Annotated in this window: 14 protein-coding genes and 1 pseudogene; 12 read left to right on the top strand and 3 right to left on the bottom strand. The window is 70.2% G+C overall.

The window, feature by feature from the left end:
- Positions 1–51: 51 nt before the first annotated feature.
- Positions 52–141, bottom strand: a pseudogene (locus tag ACSVDM_RS18090) (peptidase inhibitor family I36 protein); the annotation flags it as partial.
- 181 nt (positions 142–322) lie between these two features.
- On the opposite strand from ACSVDM_RS18090, the gene ACSVDM_RS18085 reads away from it, so the two are divergent.
- On the top strand, positions 323–664 hold the full coding sequence (locus ACSVDM_RS18085; RefSeq protein WP_439266398.1) for a carbohydrate-binding module family 14 protein: 342 nt from the start codon (positions 323–325) through the stop codon (positions 662–664).
- On the opposite strand, the gene ACSVDM_RS18080 is transcribed toward ACSVDM_RS18085, so the two are convergent.
- Together ACSVDM_RS18080 and ACSVDM_RS18075 are read right to left on the bottom strand one after the other, a co-directional pair.
- On the bottom strand, positions 631–1,413 hold the full coding sequence (locus ACSVDM_RS18080) for an ABC transporter ATP-binding protein (RefSeq protein WP_439266397.1): 783 nt from the start codon (positions 1,411–1,413) through the stop codon (positions 631–633). The genes ACSVDM_RS18085 and ACSVDM_RS18080 overlap by 34 nt on opposite strands.
- Positions 1,410–2,081 carry a FadR/GntR family transcriptional regulator gene (locus tag ACSVDM_RS18075; RefSeq protein ID WP_439266396.1) on the bottom strand — a complete coding sequence of 224 codons (672 nt, stop codon included), beginning with the start codon at positions 2,079–2,081 and terminating at the stop codon, positions 1,410–1,412. Before ACSVDM_RS18075 ends, ACSVDM_RS18080 begins: the two co-directional genes overlap by 4 nt.
- Before the next feature lie 262 nt (positions 2,082–2,343).
- Between ACSVDM_RS18075 and ACSVDM_RS18070 the strand changes: the two genes are divergently transcribed.
- The 11 genes from ACSVDM_RS18070 to ACSVDM_RS18020 all read left to right on the top strand — a co-directional run bounded on the left by ACSVDM_RS18070 (position 2,344) and on the right by ACSVDM_RS18020 (position 22,992).
- Entirely contained in the window at positions 2,344–3,990 is a 1,647-nt protein-coding gene (locus ACSVDM_RS18070) for a 2-isopropylmalate synthase (RefSeq protein WP_439266696.1), read from the top strand.
- Between the two features lie 118 nt (positions 3,991–4,108).
- Positions 4,109–5,032: a LysR family transcriptional regulator gene (locus ACSVDM_RS18065; RefSeq protein WP_067498605.1), complete on the top strand. Its 924-nt coding sequence runs from the start codon at positions 4,109–4,111 to the stop codon at positions 5,030–5,032.
- Positions 5,033–5,119: 87 nt separating this feature from the next.
- Positions 5,120–6,784 carry an AMP-dependent synthetase/ligase gene (locus ACSVDM_RS18060; protein WP_439266394.1) on the top strand — a complete coding sequence of 555 codons (1,665 nt, stop codon included), beginning with the start codon at positions 5,120–5,122 and terminating at the stop codon, positions 6,782–6,784.
- Between the two features lie 142 nt (positions 6,785–6,926).
- Positions 6,927–8,177, top strand: coding sequence for an NAD(P)/FAD-dependent oxidoreductase (locus ACSVDM_RS18055; protein WP_439266392.1), 1,251 nt, complete (start codon positions 6,927–6,929; stop codon positions 8,175–8,177).
- On the top strand, positions 8,174–8,782 hold the full coding sequence (locus tag ACSVDM_RS18050; protein ID WP_439266391.1) for an SGNH/GDSL hydrolase family protein: 609 nt from the start codon (positions 8,174–8,176) through the stop codon (positions 8,780–8,782). The genes ACSVDM_RS18055 and ACSVDM_RS18050 overlap by 4 nt, the downstream gene beginning before the upstream one ends.
- A 13-nt stretch (positions 8,783–8,795) precedes the next feature.
- Positions 8,796–15,455, top strand: a complete 6,660-nt coding sequence (locus ACSVDM_RS18045; RefSeq protein WP_439266390.1) for an SDR family NAD(P)-dependent oxidoreductase — start codon at positions 8,796–8,798, stop codon at positions 15,453–15,455.
- A gap of 317 nt (positions 15,456–15,772) precedes the next feature.
- Positions 15,773–17,755, top strand: a complete 1,983-nt coding sequence (locus tag ACSVDM_RS18040; RefSeq protein WP_439266388.1) for a beta-ketoacyl synthase — start codon at positions 15,773–15,775, stop codon at positions 17,753–17,755.
- A complete protein-coding gene (locus ACSVDM_RS18035; protein WP_439266386.1) occupies positions 17,755–19,323 on the top strand; it encodes a PfaD family polyunsaturated fatty acid/polyketide biosynthesis protein in 1,569 nt (522 codons plus the stop codon). Before ACSVDM_RS18040 ends, ACSVDM_RS18035 begins: the two co-directional genes overlap by 1 nt.
- On the top strand, positions 19,320–21,014 hold the full coding sequence (accD, locus tag ACSVDM_RS18030; RefSeq protein WP_439266385.1) for an acetyl-CoA carboxylase, carboxyltransferase subunit beta: 1,695 nt from the start codon (positions 19,320–19,322) through the stop codon (positions 21,012–21,014). The genes ACSVDM_RS18035 and accD overlap by 4 nt, the downstream gene beginning before the upstream one ends.
- A gap of 80 nt (positions 21,015–21,094) precedes the next feature.
- On the top strand, positions 21,095–21,631 hold the full coding sequence (locus ACSVDM_RS18025; RefSeq protein ID WP_439266384.1) for an acetyl-CoA carboxylase biotin carboxyl carrier protein: 537 nt from the start codon (positions 21,095–21,097) through the stop codon (positions 21,629–21,631).
- On the top strand, positions 21,628–22,992 hold the full coding sequence (locus tag ACSVDM_RS18020; protein ID WP_439266383.1) for an acetyl-CoA carboxylase biotin carboxylase subunit: 1,365 nt from the start codon (positions 21,628–21,630) through the stop codon (positions 22,990–22,992). The genes ACSVDM_RS18025 and ACSVDM_RS18020 overlap by 4 nt, the downstream gene beginning before the upstream one ends.
- Positions 22,993–23,182 lie beyond the last annotated feature (190 nt).

Genomic DNA, 23,182 nt, shown 5'->3' with positions numbered 1-23,182 from the left:
GAGCTCGGTACCCCTGGCGAATTGGTGTCCGGCTACGCCTACAGAGTCCCCGGTGAAGTCGGGGTCAGTGTAGAAGCAGACGTTCTGATCGGTGTTGTTGAACAAACTGTTGACGTCGGCGACTGTGAGGTCGGCGAGGATTCTCTGACAGACCGTCTCGGCGTCGCGTGTCGTGTCCTGGTTTCACCGTCACCCGGTTATGTTCGCCCTGCTCGCGTGTCTCGAAAGTGCATTGATCGTGTCGGCAGCAAGGATGCGACGCACAAACCACAGGTAGCCGACGACGTCCTGATCGCCTCGAAAGAACCCGAAGGAGACGACCGTGCGATTCGCCCATGCTCTCGCCTTGTCGACAGCCGGACTGCTTCTCGGTCCCGCCCTCACGCTCGTCGCCGCGTCGTCTGCTCTCGCGGAGGACACCGGATTCGAGATCGCCACCTTCAGCTGCCCCGAACCCGACGGGCTCTTCCCTTATCCCGGAGACGTCACGAAGTACGTCGAATGCTCGAACAACGTTCCGACCGTGCAGACCTGTCCGAGTGGCCTGAACTGGAATCACAAAGGGCAGTACTGCGATTGGCCTGCCGATGCCGGCGCGGTAGCCGATCACGGAGAGACTGTCATCGGTGCTCAGCGGGCTCGGGCGCTCCAGCGCCCGTCGTAGCGGACTTCGATCGGATGGGCGAAGGCCGTCGAGACGTGGTCGGTGGTGATGACCTCGGTGGCCGGGCCTGCGGCGACGGTGTGACCGTCGGCGATGAGCAGGGCGTGGGTGGTGGTGCTCGGTAGTTCCTCGAGGTGGTGGGTGACCAGGATCGAGGCGACTTCGGGGTGGGTTCGGTCGAGGCTGTCCAGGGTGGTGAGCAGTTGTTCGCGGGCGGCCAGGTCGAGGCCGGTGGACGGTTCGTCGAGGAGCAGGACCCGGGGGTCGCTGATCAGAGCCCGGGCGATGAGGGTGCGGCCGCGCTCACCTTGGGAAAGGGTGGGCCAAAGGTCGTCGGCCTTGCCGGACAGGCCGAGAGTGTCGATGATCCGCTCGGCTCGGGTCAGGTCGCCGGAGCTCGGTGACCAGCGCATCGGTGTGTCGATCGTGCCCGTGATGCCGGTGAGCACGACCTCACGCACCGAGAGGGCGTGCGGCAGCCGATGCCGCGGGTTCACATGCCCGATCGAGCGCCGCAGCCGAGCCAACTCGACCCGCCCGAACTGTTCCCCGAGCACCCGCACGATCCCCGTCGTCGGAAAGGTGACAGCACCGCAGAATCCCAGCAGCGTGCTCTTGCCCGCGCCGTTGGGCCCCAGGAGCGCCCAGTGCTCCCCGGCGCGCACCGTCAGCGAGATCCCGTTGATGATCTTCTTGCCGTCCCGGCGGAAGGTCACATCGTCCAGTTCGATCATGGGGCTGCCGGTCATGTGAAGGCCTCCTTCAAGGCGGAAAGGTGGGCGCGGCTGAATTCTGCTGCTGCGGTTGGTGTTCGGTCCGCGATCGCCTGCGCGAGTTGATCGTGCGCGTGCTGGTCGTCCTGCTCGGAGCGAACCGGACGAAGCGCGAGCATGTCGATCATGGCCAGACGTAGGCGCGGAAGAAGGCTGTCGAAAAGCTGGGTGAGGACATCGTTGTGCGCGGCGACGACGACCGCACGGTGGAAGGCCATGTCGGCATCGACGTGATCGGCGACGGGCCGACCTTCGACGCGGCGTTCCGCCAGAGCTCGCCGGATGGCCCGCAGATCGGCGGGTGTCCGTCGTTCGGCGGCGAGAGCCGCGGCCTCCGCCTCGATGGCGATGCGGGCCTCGATCACCGCGACGATGGTGGCACCACGCAGCACCACATCCCAGTCCTCGGTCACGTCGAGCGCGGTGACGAACACGCCTGCGCCCTGCCTGCTGTCGAGCACGCCTTTGCCCGCGAGTTCCCGGATCGCCTCACGTACGGTCGACCGCCCGACCCCCAACTGGGCTGCGAGCAAGGTCTCGCCCGGTAATCGATGACCCAAGGGCCACTCGCCCGCCCGGATCCGCGCGAGCAGCAGTTCGGCCGCTTGTGCCGCCAGTGGCCGGCGCCTTACCTGGGGTGTCACCCGAGTACCTCTCTACTTGTCTGAGGAGTTGTGGTAGAAGTGTACCCATCATGACCTACACCGCGCTCCTCCTCGGCCGCCACGGCGGGGCCTGACGACCGGCCGCCCCGCCGTGGGGCTCCGTCGTGGCCGGTCTCCGTCGTCTTCGGCCCTGGATAGCCGGGAAGTAGAGCAAGTCATGACTGAATTCCCCACCCTGACAACACCTTCGGGTTCTTTCGCCGATGGTGCGCCCGCATGGAACCGGCAACGTCACTCGGCGATGCCGTCGTATCGATATCGAGATGTCCACCGTCGCGTGAAAGTGCCTGCCGGGCATCGCGACTGGCCGAGCGCGCGGATCACCACCGCGCCACTCTGGGTCCCGGTCGACCTGCGCGACGGCAACCAGGCACTGGCCGAACCGATGGATCCAGCGCGCAAACGCCGGTTCTTCGAACTCCTGGTCACCATGGGCTACAAGGAGATCGAGGTCGGCTACCCGTCCGCGTCGCGAACCGACTTCGACTTCGTACGCCTGCTGGCCGAGTGCCCCATCGCGCCGCCGGATGTGGCCTTGGTCGTGTTCACCCCGGCGCGTCGCGACCTGATCGCACGGACCGTCGAGTCGGTCCGCGGCATCACCAACGACGTGATCATCCACCTGTACACGGCCACGGCGCCGGTCTGGCGCGAGGTGGTTCTCGGCAAGGACAGGAAGCAGCTGCGCGAATTGATCGTCACCGGCGCCCGCGATGTCCTGGAACTGGCAGGCGAGCTGCCGAATGTCCGGTTCCAGTTCTCGCCGGAAGTGTTCAACCTGACCGAACCGGATTTCGCGCTCGAGATCTGCGACGCCGTCACCGAGTTGTGGGAGGCGACCCCGCGCCGCCCGGTCACGCTGAATCTGCCCGCGACCGTGGAGGTGGCCACGCCGAACGTCTACGCCGACCAGATCGAATACATGCACCGCAATCTCGCCCGGCGGGACGCGGTGATCCTGTCGGTGCACCCGCACAACGATCGGGGGACCGGTGTCGCCTGCGCCGAGCTGGCCGTCCTGGCCGGTGCCCAACGGGTGGAGGGCTGCGTCTTCGGCAATGGTGAGCGCACCGGGAATGTCGATATCGCCACCCTGGCGCTGAACCTGCACGCCCAAGGCGTCGACCCGATGATCGACTTCTCCGATATCGACGAGATCCGCCGCACGGTCGAGTACTGCACGCGTCTGCCCGTCCACGAAAGGCACCCGTACGTGGGCGATCTTGTACACACGGCGTTTTCCGGGACCCACCAGGACGCGATCGGCAAAGGCATGGCCGAGCATCGTGAGCGGGCAGCGGCCCTCGGCGTGCACGAGCGCGAATCGGAATGGCGGGTCCCGTATCTGCCGATCGACCCCACCGATCTCGGCCGCTCCTACGATGCCGTGATCCGGGTCAACTCACAGTCCGGCAAGGGCGGCATCGCCTACCTGTTGCACACCGAATACGGTCTCGAGCTGCCGCGCCGCCTGCAGATCGACTTCGCGCAGCGGGTACAGGAGTACACCGACGACACCGGCGCGGAGATCGACGCCGAACAGCTCCGCACCCTGTTCGAGCAGAGCTACACCGCCGCCGAGCATCGGATCACGTTGGTACAGTGGAAGTTCGTCGACGGAACCACCGAAATCGTCCTGGACGCGCACGGCACCGAACACCACTCGACCCACGAGGCGAGCCCGATCGATGCCCTGACCACCGCCCTCGCCGAGACCGCCGACTCCATCGAGATCCTCGGCCTCACCCAGCACGCCGCCGCTGACGGCACGGCGAGCTACGTCGAGTATCGAGCCGCGGGCCGAACCGGATGGGCATTCGGCCTCGACGCCTCGCCCGTCGCCGCGTCGCTCGAGGCGGTGATGAACGCAGCGAACACGGCCCCCTAGGAAGCGGCGCGGCCGGGTTCACCGATCGGCAATGCGCGCGGCGACCGCTGGGCGCTCGCTATTCATCACCGGTTATCCGGCCTCGATAGCGTGGTGGTACTCGGAAGGAGCCGGCGTCATGGAATTCCGACATCTCGTTTCGTTTATCACCATCGCCGAAGAGTTGCATTTCGGTCGCGCAGCGCAGCGCCTCCATCTGACCCAACCAAGTCTCAGTGCCCAGCTGCAGAAGCTGGAGAAATCGCTCGGCGTCCAGCTGGTCGCCCGGAACTCCCACGAGGTCCGGCTGACCCCCGCGGGGCGCGAGTTCGAAAGCCAGGCCCGCCTGATCGTCGCTCAGCTCGACCGCGCCGCCCAGGCGGCCAAGGCCACCGCCGAGGGCAGGGCGGGCAGCCTCAGCATCGGCTACAACCTGCCCGCCAGCAGGCATGTGCTGCCGGAGGCACTCACCAGGATGACCGAACGGCACCCCGACATCGTGGTGTCGCTGTGGGAGAAGCGGACCGGCCCCCAGCTGGCCGCCCTCGCCGACGGTTCCCTCGATGTGGCCCTGGTCTACGGGCATCCCAGTACCGCCGATTTCCGCTATCGCCGCCTGCTGCACCGGGTTCCGCTCGTCGCGGTAGTCGGCCGCCGACATCGGTGGGCCGACCGGCCCGGTGTCCCGTTCGCGGAACTACAGAGTCAGGATTGCGTGCTGTTCGCCCGCGAACAGTGTCCGGCGATGTACGACACCATCCTGCGGTCGGCGGCCGAAACCAGGATCTCGCTCAATGTCACGCATTCGGCCGACGACCCCGGCGCGACCGCGCACATGGTCTCGGTGCGACCACTCGTCGGATTCGCCTCGCTGCCGCGCGCGATTTCGATGGGAATGGGTGTGCCGGGCAGTAGTTCGGTGGCGGTGAAATTGTTCGATCCGGTACCGACCCTTGATTTGCACGCCGTCTGGCGGGCCGACGAACCGAATCCCGCGGTCGCGTTGTTCCTGGAATGCGTGGAATCGGCACAACTCGATGATGTCCGCGCATTGTCGGCCTGAACCCCTCGATAGGACATGACTTTCGTGCGGTAGGAACAGCGAGTGCGGCAGCGACGGGAATGGTTGACGCCGTGAAGAATTCGATTCGTGAACACAGTGTCTGCTACCTCGAACGGATTCGTTCCGGCCGATTCGTCCAGTCTGTACGCGATTGTTTCCGACGCGGCGCGGCGTGATCCGGCCCGCCCGTCACTGTGTGCCGCCGACGGCACCCAGCTGACCACCGGCGAGCTCGACACCCGGGTCCGCGGGCTCGCCTCGGCCCTGCTCGACCGCGGGGTCGCGGCGGGGGACCGGGTGGCCGTGCTCGGCCGCACGAGCATGGAATGGGCGCTGCTCGACTGCGCGGCCATGGCTGTCGGCGCGGTGATCGTGCCGGTGTACCCGACCTCCTCGCCGGCGCAGATCGCACACATCCTGAGCGACAGCGGCAGCCGGTTCCACGCGGCCGAGACCGCCGACGACGCGGCGCGCCTGACCGACGCGGGCGCGAGCGGCGCGGTGTGGTCCTTCGCCGAGATCGGGTCATGGGCCGAGGGCGTCGAGCACGCCGACCTCGACGCGCGGATCGCCGCGGTGGGCGCCGCCGACCTCGCGATGATCGTCTACACCAGCGGCACGACCGGCCTGGCCAAGGGCTGCATGATCAGCCACCGCAACATGTATGTCACCGCCGCGAACACCGCGCGCCAGACCGAGGGCATCTTCGACGGCACGACGGTGCTCGCGCTGCCGCTGTCCCACGTCTTCGGCCAGACGATCCTGTTCGCCTGTCTGTACGGCGGCAGCCGGACCCACCTGCTGCCCGGCGTGCCCGACCTGGTCCCGGCGCTGGCGACGCTGCACCCGACCTTTCTCGCGCTGATTCCGTACGCGCTGGAGAAGATTCGCAAACACGTCCGCGCGCTGCTCACCGAAGGGCAGGAGGACGCGGCCGTCGAGCGCGGCCTTACGCTGCTGGCCGAGGGCGCCGCACCCACCGCCACCGACGACGCCGTCGCGGCCGCGTTCGGGGGGCGGCTGCGCTACGTGATCTCCGGCGGCGCCTCCCTCGACGACACCACCGCGGGCTTCTACGCCGGGTTCGGCGTGGTGATCCTCAACTGCTACGGCCTCACCGAGGCGGCCACCGCGGTCACCGTGAGCGCACCGTCCACCAACCGGCTCGGCACCGTGGGCCGTCCCATCCCGGGCACCGAGGTCGGCATCGGCGCCGACGGCGAAGTCCTCGTCCGCGGCCCGCACGTCTCACCCGGCTATTGGGGTGCGGCCGCCGACCAGCGGCCCGTCGACGCCGACGGCTGGCTGCACACCGGCGACATCGGCGAACTCGACGACGGGCACCTGCGGATCACCGGGCGCAAGAAGGAGATCCTGGTGACCTCCGGCGGCAAGAACGTGGCCCCGACCCCGCTCGAGGACCGGGTGCGGCTGCACCCGCTGGTGAGCAACTGCATGGTCGTCGGTGACGCTCGCCCGTTCGTGACGGCGCTGATCACCCTCGACGCCGAGCGGTACGCGAAGTGGCGCGCCGAGCATCCCGACGACGATCCGGCCGAGACGATCCAGGCCGCCGTGGACGAGGCGAATTCCCTGGTGTCGCGGCCGGAATCCATTCGCGCAATCCGCATCATCGACGGCGATTTCACCGTCGACGCCGGCCTGCTCACCTCGTCGTTGAAATTGCGCCGGGCCGCGATCGCCGAAACCTATTCCGCCGAAATAGATCAGCTCTACATGTCACGCGGGTAACGCGAGGCGAAATTCTCCCACCGGTCTCGCCGACGATAGCCGGGACCGATCGGCCGATGAATTGCGGAACGCCCCAGTGGTTTCCGTATTCCACCGGCGACAGACTCGAAATCGGAATTCGACCACCGAAAGTGATCACATCATGTATGACGTCATCGTCGTCGGAACCCGGGTCGCGGGTTCGCCCCTGGCCATGCTGCTGGCCCGTCAGGGCCACCGCGTGCTCGCCGTGGATCGCGCGAGTTTTCCCAGCGACACCCCCTCCACGCACTACATCCACCAGGCCGGTCTCGGCTTTCTGAAGTCCTGGGGTCTGCTGGACACGGTGGTGGCCACCGGCTGCCCGCCGATCCGGCACCTGAACTTCACCTACACCGACATCGAGATCCCGGGCATGGCCGATCCCTCGGCCGACGGCATCGACGCCGTCTACTGCCCGCGCCGCACCGTCCTGGACAAGATCCTGGTCGACGCGGCGGGCGAGTCCGGCGCCGAGGTGATCGAGGGCTTCACCGTCACCGGCCTGCTGCGCGACGGTGACCGGGTCGCCGGTATCCGTGGCCGCGTCGGCGAGGGTCCCGAGCAGCAATTCCGCGCGAAACTGGTCGTCGGCGCGGACGGTTCGAACTCGATCGTCGCCAAGGAGGTCGGCGCGGCCACCTACGAGGGTTCGCCCGCGGCCTGCTTCGTCTACTACTCGTACTACGAGGGCGTGGACTGGGGCATGCACCACCGCACCGGGTTCGGTGAGCAGCAGTTCGCGTCCTGGCCGACCAACGACGGCCTGGCCCTGGTGGCGGTCATGCGCAAGCGCGACCGGTTCCGTGACTTCCGTACCGATCCCGATGCCGGCGTGCAGGAGATCGTCGAGCAGATCGACCCGGAGATCGGCGCGCGGCTGCGCGAGACCGGCAAGCGCGTCGAGCCGTTCCGGCCGATGCTCTACCCCGACAACTACCGTCGCCAGTCCTTCGGTCCCGGCTGGGCGCTGGTCGGCGACGCGGGCTACCACAAGGACCCGTTCACCGGCTGGGGCATCACCGACGCCTTCAAGTACGGCCGGCTGCTGGCCGACCTGGTGCACGAAAGCCTCTCGGGTGCACGGCCCTTCGAGGAGACGCTGCCGGAGTACCAGCGTGAGCGCGACGCCCAGAGCGCCAGCACCTACGAGCTCACCCAGTCGATCTCCGAGCTCACCCTCACCCCGTACTACGACTCGGTGTTCCGCGCGGCCAGCCGCAGCGAGCACTACTCGAAGAAGTTCTTCGGGCTGATCGCCGGGCTGTACCCGCCGGACAAGTTCTTCGGTGAGGCCGAGCTCACGGCGCTCTACGAGGAAGTGGACTTCCCGGTCGCCGATCGGCACGTGGTGAATACCGGGGTGTCGGCGTGATCGCGGCCGGCCTGACGGCGCTCGGAGACAGCTTCGTGGAGGGCCGTGGCGACCCCGCCGCGGCGGGTGGCTACCGCGGCTGGGTCTCGCGCCTCGGCGGTCAGCTCGGGTTGCGGCCAACCACGATTCGCAACTTCGGCACGCACGGCGCCACCACCGGCGATGTCGTCGCGAGCCAGCTCGCATTGGCGACCTCGGCGGCGCGGGCCGGCCTCTACGGCGTGGTTGTCGGCGTGAACGACCTGGTCAGCGCGTATGACGAGGCTCGTTTCGCCGACAACCTGCACACCATCTTCACCACCTTGCGGGCCGGGGAAGCCACGGTGTTCACCGCGAGTTACCCCGATATCCCCGCCCGCCTGCCCGTGCCGGACGGTTTCCGTGCGCTGCTGCGCGAGCGTTTCGCCGCCGCCAACGATGTCCTCGCCCGGGTCACCGACGACACCGGCGCCCTGCTTCTCGATATCGCCGCCAGGCCCGAATGGGCCAGGCCCGAGGTGTGGACCGCCGACGGTCTGCACCCGAGTCCGGTGGGCCACCGCCTGTTCGCCGCCGCCGCGGCCGAACTGATCGCCTCGGCCACCGCCACCACTGTCGCCGCCTGAGAGGAACCCTTTCGTGACCGTCGAACGACGCCTGGCACGCGACCCGATCGCCATTGTCGGGATGTCGGGTCTGCTGCCCAAGGCACACACCCACCGCGAGTACTGGCAGAACATCATCGACGGCGTCGACTGCACCTCCGAGGTGCCCGCGTCGCGCTGGAGCCTGGACGACTACTACGACCCCGATCGCTCGGCGCCGGACAAGACCTATTCGCGCCGTGGCGCTTTCCTGCCCGATGTCGCGTTCGACCCGCTCGAATTCGGGTTGCCGCCGAACCAGCTCGAGGTCACCAGCACCATGCAGACCCTGAGCCTCGGGGTGGCCCGTGACCTGCTGGCCGATGCCGGCGCGACCGGTTCGCAGTGGTACGACCCCGCGCGCACCGGCGTGGTGCTCGGCACCACCGGCCCGGTGCCGCTGATGCACCCGCTAGCCGCACGCCTGTCGACGCCGGTACTGGCGGAAGCGGGGCGGTCGATGGGACTGTCCGAGAGCGACGTCAGCGAGATCTCGCGCCGGTTCGTCGCCGCGTTCGCGCCGTGGGAGGAGAACTCCTTCCCAGGCCTGCTCGCCAATGTGGTGGCGGGCCGGGTGGCGAACCGGCTCGGGCTCGGTGGCATGAACTGCACCGTCGACGCGGCCTGCGCGGCCTCGCTGGCCGCCATCCGCACCGCGATCGCCGAACTGCAGGACGGTCGCGCCGACATGATGATCACCGGCGGCGTCGACACCGAGAACTCGATCTTCATCTACCTGTGCTTCAGCAAGGTCGGCGCGCTCTCGCCGACCGGCCGGATCAGCCCGTTCTCCGCCGAGGCCGACGGCACCCTGCTCGGCGAGGGCATCACCATGCTCGCCCTGCGCCGCCTCGCCGACGCGCGCCGCGACGGCAACCGGATCTACGCGGTGATCCGCGGTCTCGGCTCCTCCAGCGACGGCCGCTCCAAGAGCATCTACGCGCCGCGCGCGGAGGGCCAGCGGGTCGCGCTGGACCGCGCCTACGCCGACGCGGAATGCTCACCCGCCGACGTCGAACTGATCGAGGCGCACGCCACCGGCACCGCAGTCGGCGACAAGACCGAGCTGACCGCGCTGAAAGGCCTGCTCGCCGAGGCCAGTTCGGAGACCGGTTTCGCGGCGCTCGGCAGCGTGAAGTCCCAGATCGGGCACACCAAGGGTGCCGCGGGCACGGCCGGGGTGATGAAGCTGGCGCTTGCCCTGCACCAGAAGGTGCTGCCCTCGACGATCAATGTCGACGCGCCCAACAGTGAGATCGACGCCGCCCGGACGCCCTTCTATGTGAACACCAGGACCCGCCCGTGGGTGCGCGACCCGCAGCGCCCGGTGCGCCGGGCGGCCGCCTCGGCGATGGGCTTCGGCGGCACCAACTTCCACATCGTGCTGGAGGAAGCCGACCAGACGCGCGGGCAGGTCCTGCACCGGGTGCCGCGTGCGCACCTGTGGCACGCCCCCGATGTCGCCGCGCTGATCGACGTCGTGCGCAGCACCCCCGGCTCCGACGGTGGTGACATTCCGGCCGGGCACGCCAGGATCGGCTTCGTCTCGGTCGACGAGGACACCGCCGCGGACCTGCGCACGCTCGCGGTCGACGAACTGGTCCGCAATCCCGATGCCGCGCAGTGGGATCACCCCGAGGGCGTGTACTTCCGCGCAGCCGCCGTACCGGACCCGAAGGTCGGTGTGCTGTTCGCGGGGCAGGGCAGCCAGTACGTGGACATGGGCCTGGACACCGTGCTGAACAATCCGCCCGTCGGGGCTGCGTTCGACGAGGCCAACGCCGCGTTCGTCGGCGCCGAGCAGCGGCTGGGCGCGGTGGTGTTCCCGTCGCCCGCGTTCACCGAGCAGACCCGCGCCGAGCAGGAATCCGCCCTGCGCCGTACCGAATTCGCGCAGCCCGCCATCGGCGCGCTCGCGGCCGGGCAGTTCCGGGTGCTCACCGAATTCGGGCTCAGGGCCAACGGTTACCTCGGCCACAGCTTCGGTGAGCTGACCGCGCTGTGGGCCTCCGGCGCGCTGAGCACCGAGGACTTCTTCGGTCTGGCCAGGGCGCGGGGCGCGGCGATGACGGTCGCCGACGGCGCGGAGGCGGGCACGATGGTGGCCGTCAACGCGGCCCGCGACGAGGTCGCCGAGATGATCGCCGATCTCGACGACGTGTGGATCTGCAATCACAACGCGCCCGACCAGATCGTGGTCGGTGGTGGACCCGAGGGCATCGCCGCCTTCACCGCGCGCAGCGCCGAGAAGGGCTGGGCTACCCGGGATCTGCCGGTGGCGGCTGCCTTCCACACCCCGTATGTGGCGCACGCGGTCACCGAATTCGGTGCCGCCGTCGAGGAAGTCGACATCGTCGAGCCCGATGCGCGGGTCTATGCCGACACCGCGGGCGCGTCCTACGGCGCCGATGTCGCCGCCAATCGGGCCACCCTGACCGAGCAGCTGAGCCGGCCGGTCGAGTTCGTCGACGCGCTGCGGGCCATGCACGCCGACGGCTGCACGATCTTCGTCGAGTGCGGTCCGAAACAGGTGCTGACCTCACTGGTCCGGCGAACCCTCGGCGAGGACGTGATCGCCTTCGCCACCGATTCCGGACCCATCGGCAACGGAGACGTGGCACTCAAGCGGGCGGCTGTCCGTCTCGCCGTCCTCGGTGTCGCGATGTCGGGTATCAATCGCTACGCCGCCCCCGCCACCGCGCCGACCACTCCGGCGGCCGGCCGGATGACTGTGATCCTTTCAGCCCCTGAATACGTTCCCGCCGCCCGCCGCGCCGCCTACGCCGAAGCGTTGTCGGGCGACTACCGCGTCCAGTTCGCGGACGATGCGGCAGCGCGCTCGCACGCCGGGTCCGCTTCGGTATCCGTACCCGTTGATTCACCCACCGCGTCCTCTCCGGACGGGTCGGCGCCGGCCGACCTTGCGGGGGCTGTGCCCGTGTCGGCCGTCGCGCAGGCGCACGCCACGGTCGACGGCCGATCCGGCGCGCGGCCACACCAGATCTCCGAACCACCTGCCGTGTCCGAACTTTCGCGCCGATCCTCGGTGCCCCCGCTCGTGGAGGAACAGCTCGTGACCATCCCCGCCGATCCGCTCGATACCGCACTGGTCCAGCATCTGGACACGCACCGGCAGTACCTCGACGGCCAGCTCGACCTGGCCCGCGGACTGGCGGGCGCGCTGAATACCGGTGCCATCGACGACCGTCTGCTGCGCGCCATCGAAGCCGTGAAGGATCACGGAGTCGCCATCAGCGAAAGCCATTCGCGGGCAAGCGAAGTGCTCGTCCAGCTGGCCGAGATCGAAGGGGGAGCCGCCGGTTCGCACTCGGTGACCAGTTACCGGGCGACCCCGCCCGCGGTGAACGCCCCCGCGCCGACCCAGGCCTTGACGGCGGCGCCCACACAGGCCCCGGCGAACGGACACCTACCGGCGCCGGCCCCGCTGTCCAGCGGTACCGCCCCCACGAACACCGTGCCCGGATCGGTGACTCCCGCCGCAAGCGGCACCGCCTACCCGACGGGTCATCAGGCCGGTCAGAACTTCACCGGTGCGAGCGACACCGCACCGCGGGCAGCCGGAACTGTACCGGTGGCCCAGGAGCGCGCAGCGACGTCGTCGGCAGTCGCGCAGACGGCCGCTCGCACAGCGGGTTCCGACGTCCAGAACTCCGCTGGCGATCCTGAGCAGGGTGCGCCGGGGGCGCAGGTGCTGAACGGCGAAGCGATCCGCGCGGCACTGCGGGAAGTGGTCGCCGACAAGACCGGCTATCCGGTCGAGATGGTCGATCCGGCAATGGATCTGGAAGCCGATCTCGGGGTCGATTCGATCAAGCGGGTGCAGGTGATCGGCGCCTTGCAGGAACGATTCCCGTCGCTGCCGAGCCTCGGCCCCGAGCAGCTGGGTACGTTGCGCACCCTCGATCAGATCGCCGATCTGCTCGCCACCGACGCGTCGACCGAGGCGACCAGCGGGTCTGTCGCGGCAGGTGCGGCGAGCGGCACGGCCGCGCCGACCGGTGGTTCGGCGGCGGGCACGGACGAGATTGCCTCAGCGGATGCGGATCTCGCGCATTCCGCCGATGCCCTGCGGCAGGCGCTGCGGGAAGTGGTCGCCGACAAAACCGGATACCCGGTCGAGATGGTCGATCCGGCAATGGATCTGGAAGCGGATCTGGGGGTCGATTCGATCAAGCGGGTCCAGGTGATCGGCGCATTACAGGAACGGTTTCCGACTCTGCCCAGTCTCGGACCCGAACAACTCGGCACGCTGCGTTCGCTGGATCAGATCGTGGCCGAGCTGACCGGGGGTGATGTCCACCCAAAAGCTGAGGCCGCGGCCGAAACGCCGCGGCATGTCGTCGAACTCGTCGGGCTCGCCCCGATCGACCTCGCGGTCGAGCCGTATCGGCCCGCGGGTCGGGCGCTGGTGGTGTGCCTGGACGAGTCCGCCGAAACCGACGTGGAGGCGATCGAGGAAGCGCTGCGCGCGCTCAGCTGGACGGTGCGGCGGGTCGAACCCGGCGACGACACCGGTGCCGCCGACCTGTGCGTGGTCGTCGCGGGTGTCGCCATGGAGTGGGCGCAGGCCGAGCGGATCCTGACCGAGACGATCCTGGTCACCGGCCGCGTGGTGCCCGCCCTGCGCGGTGCGACCGGACGCGCCGGGTTCGTGACGGTCACCCGGCTCGACGGTCATCTGGGCCTGCGCGGGGACGCCGACCCGGTCCACGCCCTGCTCGGCGGACTCGGCGGCGTCGTGAAAACCCTTGCCGCCGAGGAACCCACACTGTTCTGCCGCGCGCTCGACATCGCGCCGGCGGCGACTCCGGCGCGGGTGGCGCAGATCGTGCTCGAGGAGCTGTGCGACGCCGCGATCGACACCATCGAGGTCGGCGTCGACGCCTCGGGCCTGCGCCGCACACCGGTGCCGAGCAGGCACAAGCCCGCCGTCGTCACCGAGAGCGTCAGCACCGCAACGGGTTTCGGGCCGACGCTGCTCACCGAGGACGATCTGCTGCTGGTGACCGGCGGAGCCAGGGGAGTGACGGCGACCTGCGTCCTCACGCTCGCCCGGCACAGCGCGGCGCGCTTCCTGCTGCTCGGCCGCACCACGCTCGGTGCGGAGCCCGCCTGGGCGGCCGGTGTCCCCGACACCGACCTCAAGCCCGCCGCGGTGCGCGCGCTGGCGGAAACCGGCGTGCGGCCCAAGGACATCGAGCGGGCATGCGCTGACATCCGCGCCGTCCGCGAGATCCGCTCGACCCTGGCGACGCTCGGCGACCGCGCCGACTACCTGGCCGTCGACGCCACCGACGCGACGGCACTCGCCGAGGCCGTCGCGCCTTGGCGCGACCGGATCACCGGTGTCGTCCACGGCGCCGGGGTCCTGGCGGACTCGATGATCCCCGACAAGACCGCCGACTCGATCGCTCGCGTGTTGCGTCCGAAGCTCGGTGGTCTGGCTGCCGTCCTCGCCGCGGTCGGCGAGCCGAAGGACCTGGTCTTGTTCACCTCTGTGGCGGGTCTGTTCGGCAATGCGGGCCAGGCGGATTACGCCGCCGCCAACGAGGCACTGTGCCGGTTCGCGGTGAGCTGGCGGCGCAGGCATCCCGGGCACCGCGTCACTGCGATCGACTGGGGCGCCTGGGACGGCGGCATGGTGACCGCCGACCTGCGCGAGCACTTCCGGGCGCGCGGCATCCCGCTGCTGGCCCCGGCTGCGGGCGCGGCCGCCTTCACCACCCAGTTCACCGAGGACCGCCGGCCCGAGCCGATCCTGCTGGTCGGCGCCGCCACCGCCCTGTCGACCGGCGAACACGTGCCCGCCACGGTACGGGCCCGTCGCGACATCGCGGGCTTGGTCGACGAACCCGTGATCGAGGCACACCGCATCGGTGACCACATCGTGCTGCCCGCCACCTTCGGCCTCGGCGCGATGATCCACCTCGCCGAGCGAACCAGGCCGGGCCGCACCGTGGTCGGCGTCCGTGACTACCAGGTGCTCAAGGGGCTCGTCTTCGATCACCCGGTCACCGCGCTGGAGATCGAGCTCGTCCCGATCGACGACCTCGACGGCCGTACGGCGGTGCGCGCCACCGTCTTCGACGACAAGCTCGCCCACTTCCGGGCGACCCTAATGCTGGCCGCGAACCCGGACGGCGGTGCCAGGCAAACGATTCCCGCCGGACCGGGCACCCCCGCTGACCGGATCTACCGCGACGCCATCCAGTTCCACGGTCCCGCGCTGCAGGGTCTGCGCGCGATCCGTGCCGAGAGCGACAGCGCGATCGTCCTGGATTGCCACCTGCCCACCGACCCCGTCGCCGCGGGCGCCTACGCGGGCCACCTGCACGACCCGGTCGCCGCCGACCTGATCCTGCAGGGCCCGCCCGTCCTCGGTCACCGACTGCTCGGCACGGCCTGCCTGCCCCTCGGCGTCGGCCGCATCGACTACCACCACCCGCTTCCGGCCACCGAACCGTTCGTCCTGGTGGTCGACAACCCACGCGCGAGCAGACTCGAAGCCCGCATCGACGCCACCGCACTGTCCACCGACGGCACAGTGCTGCAACGCTTCTCGGACGTCACCGTCCTCACGACGCCCGACCTGACGGACAAGTTCCAGACCTCGGTGAGGAAGTGGACCCGATGACAGCCCTCGACTTCGACGGCATCGCCTTCGACCCGACCGGCGCGCCCCCCGCCCAACCCGCCCTGACGGCGCCGCAGCACACCGCACCACCCGCCCGAACAGCGCCCGACTCCGCACCTGCCCGACCGGCGCCCGACTCCGCGCCCCACCGGCCTGCCCCCGAATCCGCGAGCCGGACGACTGACCCCGCCTCGGCAGTGGAGCCCGCCTCGGCAGTGCAGCCCGCCGGGCACGCGATTGTGCCCGATGGGCGCGCAGTGGAATTCACTCGGCAGACGCGGGATGGCGACCAATTCGCAGGGCAACGTGCCACACATGTGGGAGCGCCCGCGACTGCTGAGGCGAGTGAGGGGAGCGCCGCCGCACCTCGCGCCGCCATCGCCGAACTCCGCACCGGCGTCGTCACCGCCCACCGCGCCGCCCTCGCCGCGCAAGTCGCCCTACAGCGTGCGCTGTGGAAGCGGGCGGTGGGAACGCCCCTGTCCAGCAATGCCGTTCGAGTCCGCGCGACGGCCTCCATCGCCGTTCGGGAGGACCATGGCACGGCACCGGTGGGCGTCACGGCACCGGTCGGCGATCGAGCATCCCGTGCGTTCGTCGCCGCCAGGGAGGGCGCGTTCAAGCCACTGGCTCGCACCACGCGCACCGAGTTGGACCGCGCGGCCCTCGAGTCGCTCACCGCGGGCGCGGTCGCGGAGGTGTTCGGGCCGGCCTATCGGCGCGACGGCGTCGAGGTCGTGGCCCGGCTGGCAGGTGGAGAACCGTTGGCGCTCATCTCGATCGAGGCGATCGAGCTCTACGGCGGTACGGGTGACGGCCGGGTCGTCGCCCGGTACGACGGCGCGCCCGACGCCGCCGCCCGTCAGGCTGCCGAGGTGTTCGCGCTGTTCACCGGCATGCACCTGTGCCTGTCGGGGAGCACATTGACCGCGGCAACCGAGCCACTTCGAGCGCCGAGCTCTCCTGCGCGTCCCGTGGGCCAGGGGTGCTCGACCGGTTCTGCTGTCGCCGGACGCGTCGCGGCCCACCGCACCTTGGAGCTCATCGTGAGCGCCCTGGATCTCGTACCCCGCCCGCACATCACGGGCACGGCGAGTTTCTCCGCAGGGGAGCCCGGTCTGTCCGTCGAGGTCACCGTCACCGAGGCACCCGGCGCGGGCGTCGGTCCCGGCGAGGCCGTTCCGAACTTGCTGCTCAACGAATTCCATATGGCCCACCTGGCCCGCGGCGACCAGGCGATCGCCATGGGCCCCGAGTTCTCGGAGTACACCGGGGTCCGCGCGACCCGACTGCCTACCGGCGGCCTGCTGCTGGTTGACCGCGTGCGCGAATTCGACGGTGCGCGAGGCACTCTCGACCACGCCGCGTACACCACCGAATACGACTCGCCCGCCGACTCCTGGTATTACGCCGACACCGCCAACGAATCCATGCCGCATTTCGTGTACATGGAGACCTCGCTGCAGGCGGCCCTGCTCATGGGCTACTACGCGGGACCGACGCTGACCCAGCCCGGTACAACTCTCAGCCTGCGCAATCTCGGCGGCACGGCGACGGTCCTGCGGCAGGTCGACCTGCGCGACCGCACCATCGAACAGTCCTCGCGGCTGCTGTCGACGACGATCCTGCCCGGCTCCTCCCTGCAGACCTTCGACTACACGCTCAGCGTCGACGGCACGCCGTTCTACACCGGCGAGACCATGTTCGGCTACTTCAGCGACGAGGCCCTCGCCAACCAGACCGGGCTCGACGCCGGGCGCCCCGCACCGTCCTGGCTGGACGAGAACCCCACCGCCGAGGTTCGGACGATCGACGTGGCCGCCCGCCGCGCCGATCCGATCGCGCCCCTGTGCTCGCGCCGCACCCTGGCCCTCATCGATCAGGTCGACGTGGTGGACGGCGGCGGGAAACACGGTGCGGGATACCTGCATTCGCTGCGGCCCATCGACCCGGCCGACTGGTTCTTCGCCCGCCACTTCCACCTCGACCCGGTTATCCCCGGTTCACTCGGTGTCGAATCGGTGATCCACGCCGTCCAGGAATGGCTGCTGGACGCGGGTCACGCCGCGGACATGGCCGACCCGGTATTCCGCATCCCCGCCGACATTCCCTTCAGCTGGCGCTACCGCGGCCAGTTCCTGCCCACCGACGGCACCGTGGAACTCGAAGCCCACGTCAAGACGCTGCATCGCGGACTACACGGGGTGACGGCGGTGGTGGACGGCTCGCTGTGGAAGCCGGGGCTGCGCATCTACGAAGTGACCGACCTGGCCGTCGAACTCGTCGATCGGAGAGCGTGATGACCACGATGCGCACCGTGGCGGTCGCCACGACCACCGAGGCCATCACGGCCCTGCTGCTCGACCTGGACTCGCCGGTCTGGATCGTCCGCGCCGACGGACAGGTCGGCGCCACCGCCGACCAGACCGTCGCCGCGCGTGCCGAGGTGCTCGCCGCGGTCGGCCCGCTCCCGCCGGAACGTCTCGGCGACAGCGCGTTCCGCACAGCTCACGGCGTCCGCGCGGCCTACGCCGCGGGCGCGATGGCCAACGGCATCGCCTCGCCCGCCCTGGTGAAAGCCATGGCGCGGCACGGGTACCTGGCCGCCTACGGCGCCGCGGGTGTCGCGCCTGCCACGGTCGACGCGGCACTGGGCGAGCTCGCCGCCGACCTGGGCGCACAGCCGTTCGCCTGCAACCTCATCCACAGTCCGAGCGAACCCGCCCTGGAACGTGCGATCGTCGACGCCTGCCTGCGGCACGGTGTCCGCTGCGTGGAGGCGTCCGCGTTCATGGACCTGACCGCCGAGGTCGTGCGCTATCGAGCCCTCGGCCTCCGCGTCGACCAGCGCGGCGACATCGAGATCGGGCACCGGGTGATCGCCAAGGTCTCCCGGGTCGAAGTCGCCGAACTGTTCCTGCGTCCGGCCCCGGCCCGGCTGCTGCGCGAGCTCGTGGCGGCGGGCCGGATCACCGCCGAGCAGGCCCGTCTCGCCGAGCAGGTGCCGATGGCCGACGACATCACCGCCGAAGCCGACTCCGGCGGCCACACCGACCGCAGGCCGTTGACGGTGCTGTTGCCGGAACTGATCGCGGCCCGGGATCGCCTGGCCGCCACGGTGTCCGGCGCCGATCGCGTCCGGATCGGCGCCGCCGGTGGACTCGGCACCCCCGACGCCGTCGCGGCTGCCTTCGGACTCGGCGCGGCCTACGTGGTGACCGGGTCGGTCAACCAGTCGGCCGTCGAGGCGGCGCAGTGCGGTGCCACCAAGACTCTGCTGGCGCGCGCCGAGTTCGCCGACTGTGCCATGTCGCCCTCGTCGGACATGTTCGAACTCGGGGTGCAGGTGCAGGTGCTGCGCCGGGGCACGATGTTCGCGGCCCGCGCGCAGAAGCTCTACGACACCTACCGCGCCTACCCAGGGCTCGACGCGCTGCCGACCGCGCTGCGCGCCGAGCTGGAAGCCACCCTGTTCCGCAGGCCGCTCGACGAGGTGTGGCAAGAGTGCGTCCGGTACTTCACCGAGCGCGACCCGGCCCAGCTGGCCGGCGCGGAACGGGATCCGAAAGCCGAGATGGCGTTGGTGTTCCGCTGGTATCTCGGCCTGTCCTCGGGCTGGAGCATCCGCGGCGACGCCGACCGGGTCACCGACTACCAGATCTGGTGCGGCCCCGCGATGGGCGCCTTCAATACCTGGACGGCCGGAACCCATCTCGCCGCCCCGGAGAACCGCGCCGTCGCCGAGATCGCGGGCCAGCTCCTGTTCGGCGCCGCCTACCACACCCGCGTCGCCCAGCTGCGCACCGCGGGTGTGCGGCTGCCCGCCGCCTGCGCCCGTTACATCCCACGCCCGCTGGAGGACCGATGACCGTCGTCGACACCACCGCGACCACCGGCACGGCCTGGATGCTGTGCCCGGCCTGCGACACGATGATCTACCGCAAACGCTACGAGCGGGCGAGCCGGGTGTGCCCCGAATGCGACGCCCACGGCATGCTCACCGCCGACCAGCGCGTCGACCAGCTCCTCGACGCCGACTCGGCCAGTCCGATCGCGACCGCGGCGACTGTCACCGACCCGCTCGGCTTCACCGACACCCGCGCCTACCTCGAACGGATCAGGCAGGCGCGCGAGAGCATCGAGCTGTCCGACGCGATCCGCTGCGTGCGCGGCACCGTCGACGGCACACCGATCGTGCTGGCGGTCATGGATTTCCGCTTCCTCGGCGGCAGTCTCGGCAGTGCCGTCGGCGAGGCGGTGACCGCGGCGGCGGAAGCGGCGCTGGCCGACCGGGTGCCGCTGGTGCTCGTGACCGCCTCCGGCGGGGCGCGGATGCAGGAGGGCATCGTCGCGCTCATGCAGATGGCCAAGACCAGCCGGGCGCTGCGCCGCCTCGACGACGCGGGCGTGCTGACCGTCTCCATCATCACCGATCCCACCTACGGCGGTGTCGCGGCGTCGTTCGCCACCGCCACCGACATCATCGTCGCCGAACCCGGTGCGCGACTCGGCTTCGCGGGGCCGCGGGTGATCCAGCAGACCATCGGCCAGACCCTGCCCGAGGGCTTCCAGACCGCGGAATTCCTGCTCGAGCACGGCATCGTCGACATGATCTGCCACCGCTGGGCGCTGCGCACCCGGCTCGCCCGCCTGGTCGCGACAACCGATCCGCCACCGCGCCGCACCGACCCCGGTGACGCCGATGCCGTGATCACCGACCCCGCCGCCCTCACCGTCGCCGAATCCTGGGATCGCGTGCGCGCGGCCCGCAGGCTCGGCAGGCCGACCACCCTGGACTATCTCGCCGGTGCCTTCGACGATTTCGTCGAACTGCACGGCGACCGCATGTCGGCCGACTGCCCCGCCATGATCGCGGGCCTGGCCCGCCTCGACGACCTGCCGGTGGTGGTGCTCGGCACCCAGAAGGGCCACACCGGGCCCGAACTCACCGAACGCAACTACGGGATGCCCACCCCGGCGGGCTATCGCAAGGCCGTCCGTGTGCTGCGCCTGGCCGCCAAGCTCGGCAGGCCGGTCGTCACGCTGGTCGACACGGCGGGCGCCTATCCCGGCATCGAGGCCGAGGAACAGGGCCAGGCGGTGGCCATCGCCGAATCACTGAAACTGCTGGCCGGACTGCCCGTGCCGGTGGTCACCGTGATCACCGGGGAAGGTGGCAGCGGCGGCGCGCTCGCGCTCGCCTTGGCCGATCGGGTCCTGGTGTGCGAGAACGCCATCTACTCGGTGATCAGCCCCGAGGGCTGCGCGGCCATCCTGTGGAAGGACCCGGCCGCCGCGCCCCGTGCCGCCGCCGCCCTGCGGGTGGACGCGGCCGCGCTGCTCGAGCTCGGCATCGCCGACGCGGTCGTCCCCGAACCGGCCGGTGGCGCCGACCGCGATCCCGTCGGCGCGGCGGCGCTGCTGCGGCGGGCGGTGCGCCTAGCCGTCCACGAGCTGGCGGCGTGCCCGAGCACCGACCTGGTTGCCCAGCGGCACAATCGTTTCCGCGCCTACGGCCTGGACCGCGACCTCCCGGAGACCTCGTGGTCGGCTTCCTGATCCGCCATCCGTTGACCGCTTTGCGACAGAGCTTGTGGAGCACCGACCAACCCGCACACCAAGATTCAGGAGCAGAACCGATGACCGAGTCCGTGACCAACGACCCTCCCGTGCGGGCCGTGAGCCCGACCGAAGCGGACCACAGCCTCGCGGTGCTCAGCCGCCACGCCGTGACGGTGGGCGCCATCGGGTCCGCACCGACCTCGGTGACGGTCGCCAACGGTCCGGTGTCCCTGCGCATCACCTGGGGAGAGCGGCCCGCGGCGACCGCCGGCGAGGGTGATCCGGCGGGACAGCTGGTTCTCGTCCCGACCGAACCCGTCGACGGGGGCGCAGCACGGGGGGACAGGCCCGCCGACAACGGCGCCGCATCGACGTTCCCGCTCACCGCCGAGACCGTCGGCGTGTTCTATCGAGCGCCGGAACCCGGTGCCGCGCCGTTCGTTGCGGTGGGCGACCCCGTCCGCGCCGGCCAGCAGGTGGGCATCATCGAGGCGATGAAGCTGATGATCCCGGTCACCGCGACCCGCGAGGGTGTGGTGGCGGAGATCCTCGTCGACAACGGTGACGCCGTGGAGCACGGCCAGGTCCTGATCGTGTTCGAGGCGCTGCGATGACCCGCCCCTTCGGCAAGGTCCTGATCGCCAACCGCGGGGAGATCGCGGTACGGGTCATCCGTACCTGCCGCGAGCTGGGCATCGCCACCGTGGCGGTGCACTCGGCCGCGGACCGTGACTCCGCGGCGGTGCGTCTGGCCGACGAACACGTCCAGATCGGTCCGGCCCCGGCCAAGCGCAGCTACCTGTCGATCCCCGCGATCATCGAGGCGGCCCGCGCGACCGGCGCCGACGCGATCCATCCCGGCTACGGATTCCTCTCGGAGGACCCGGATTTCGCCGAGGTGTGTCAGGCGGAGGGCTTCGTGTTCGTCGGCGCACCGTCGACGGTCATGTCCCGGCTCGGTGACAAGTCGACCGCCCGTGCGCTGATGGCCGACGCGGGCCTGCCCCTGCTGCCCGGCAGCCGCGACGCCATCGACGATCCCGACGCGGCGCGCGCCCTGGCCGACGAGATCGGCTACCCGGTGATCATCAAAGCCGTCGCCGGCGGTGGTGGCCGCGGGATGCGGGTCGTGCGCGACGGCGACGAGTTCGCCACGGCCTGGCAGCACACCAGGGCCGCGGCCGCCGCGGTCTTCGGCGACGGCAGGCTCTATGTCGAGCGCTACCTGGAATCGGCCAGGCACGTGGAGGTGCAGATCCTCGCCGACACCCATGGCACCGTCCGTCACCTGGGTCTGCGTGACTGTTCGCTGCAGCGCAGGCATCAGAAGCTGGTCGAGGAATCGCCGGCGCCGGGCCTGTCGCCTGAACTCGCCGAACGCATCGGCGCCGCGGCCGTCCGCGGCTGCGAGGCAGCCGGTTACGTCGGGGCGGGCACCGTGGAGTTCCTGCTCGCACCCGACGGCCGGTTCTACTTCATGGAGGTCAACTGCCGCCTCCAGGTCGAGCACCCCGTCACCGAGATGGTCACCGGCGTCGACCTGGTCGCGGAGCAGCTGCGCATCGCCGCGGGCGAGCCGCTGACCCTCGGCGAGCGCGCGCCGCACGGTGTCGCCATCGAATGCCGCCTCAATGCCGAAGACCCGGAACGCGCGTTCGCGCCCGCCCCCGGCACGCTCGTCGAGTGCGTACTCCCCGCCGGTCCCTTCGTCCGCGTGGACACCCATGTGGCACCGGGCTATGCCATTCCGCCACATTACGATTCGCTGCTCGCCAAGGTCATCGTCTGGGCGCCGGATCGGCCGACAGCCATCGCCCGCATGCGCCGCGCGCTCGCCGAGACCACGATCGCCGGCCCCGGCGTGGCCACCACCACCGACTTCCTCCACGACATCCTCGACCACCCCGCCTTCCGGGCCGCCACCCACGACACGGCCCTCATCGGCGCCCTGAACGCTCCGTCCGCCGTGCACTGAGCATTGCCGCGCACCGGCCGGACGGGTCTGACCCAACCGGCCGTGTTCCGGCTGGTCTGGGCGGACGTCGTTCAGGCTTTGCCCGGGGAAGTCAGGATCGGGGACGAACCTGAGCCGCACATACTTCCGATACCCCGCGCGCGGCGGCCGCCGCCATGGCAGCTCTTGCTGGAGGAGCCAGGCAGCGGCC

The organism is Nocardia sp. JW2, assembly GCF_051843015.1.
In the GTDB taxonomy this organism is placed as follows: domain Bacteria; phylum Actinomycetota; class Actinomycetes; order Mycobacteriales; family Mycobacteriaceae; genus Nocardia; species Nocardia coubleae.
This window is presented reverse-complemented; position numbering and strand designations above follow the sequence as displayed.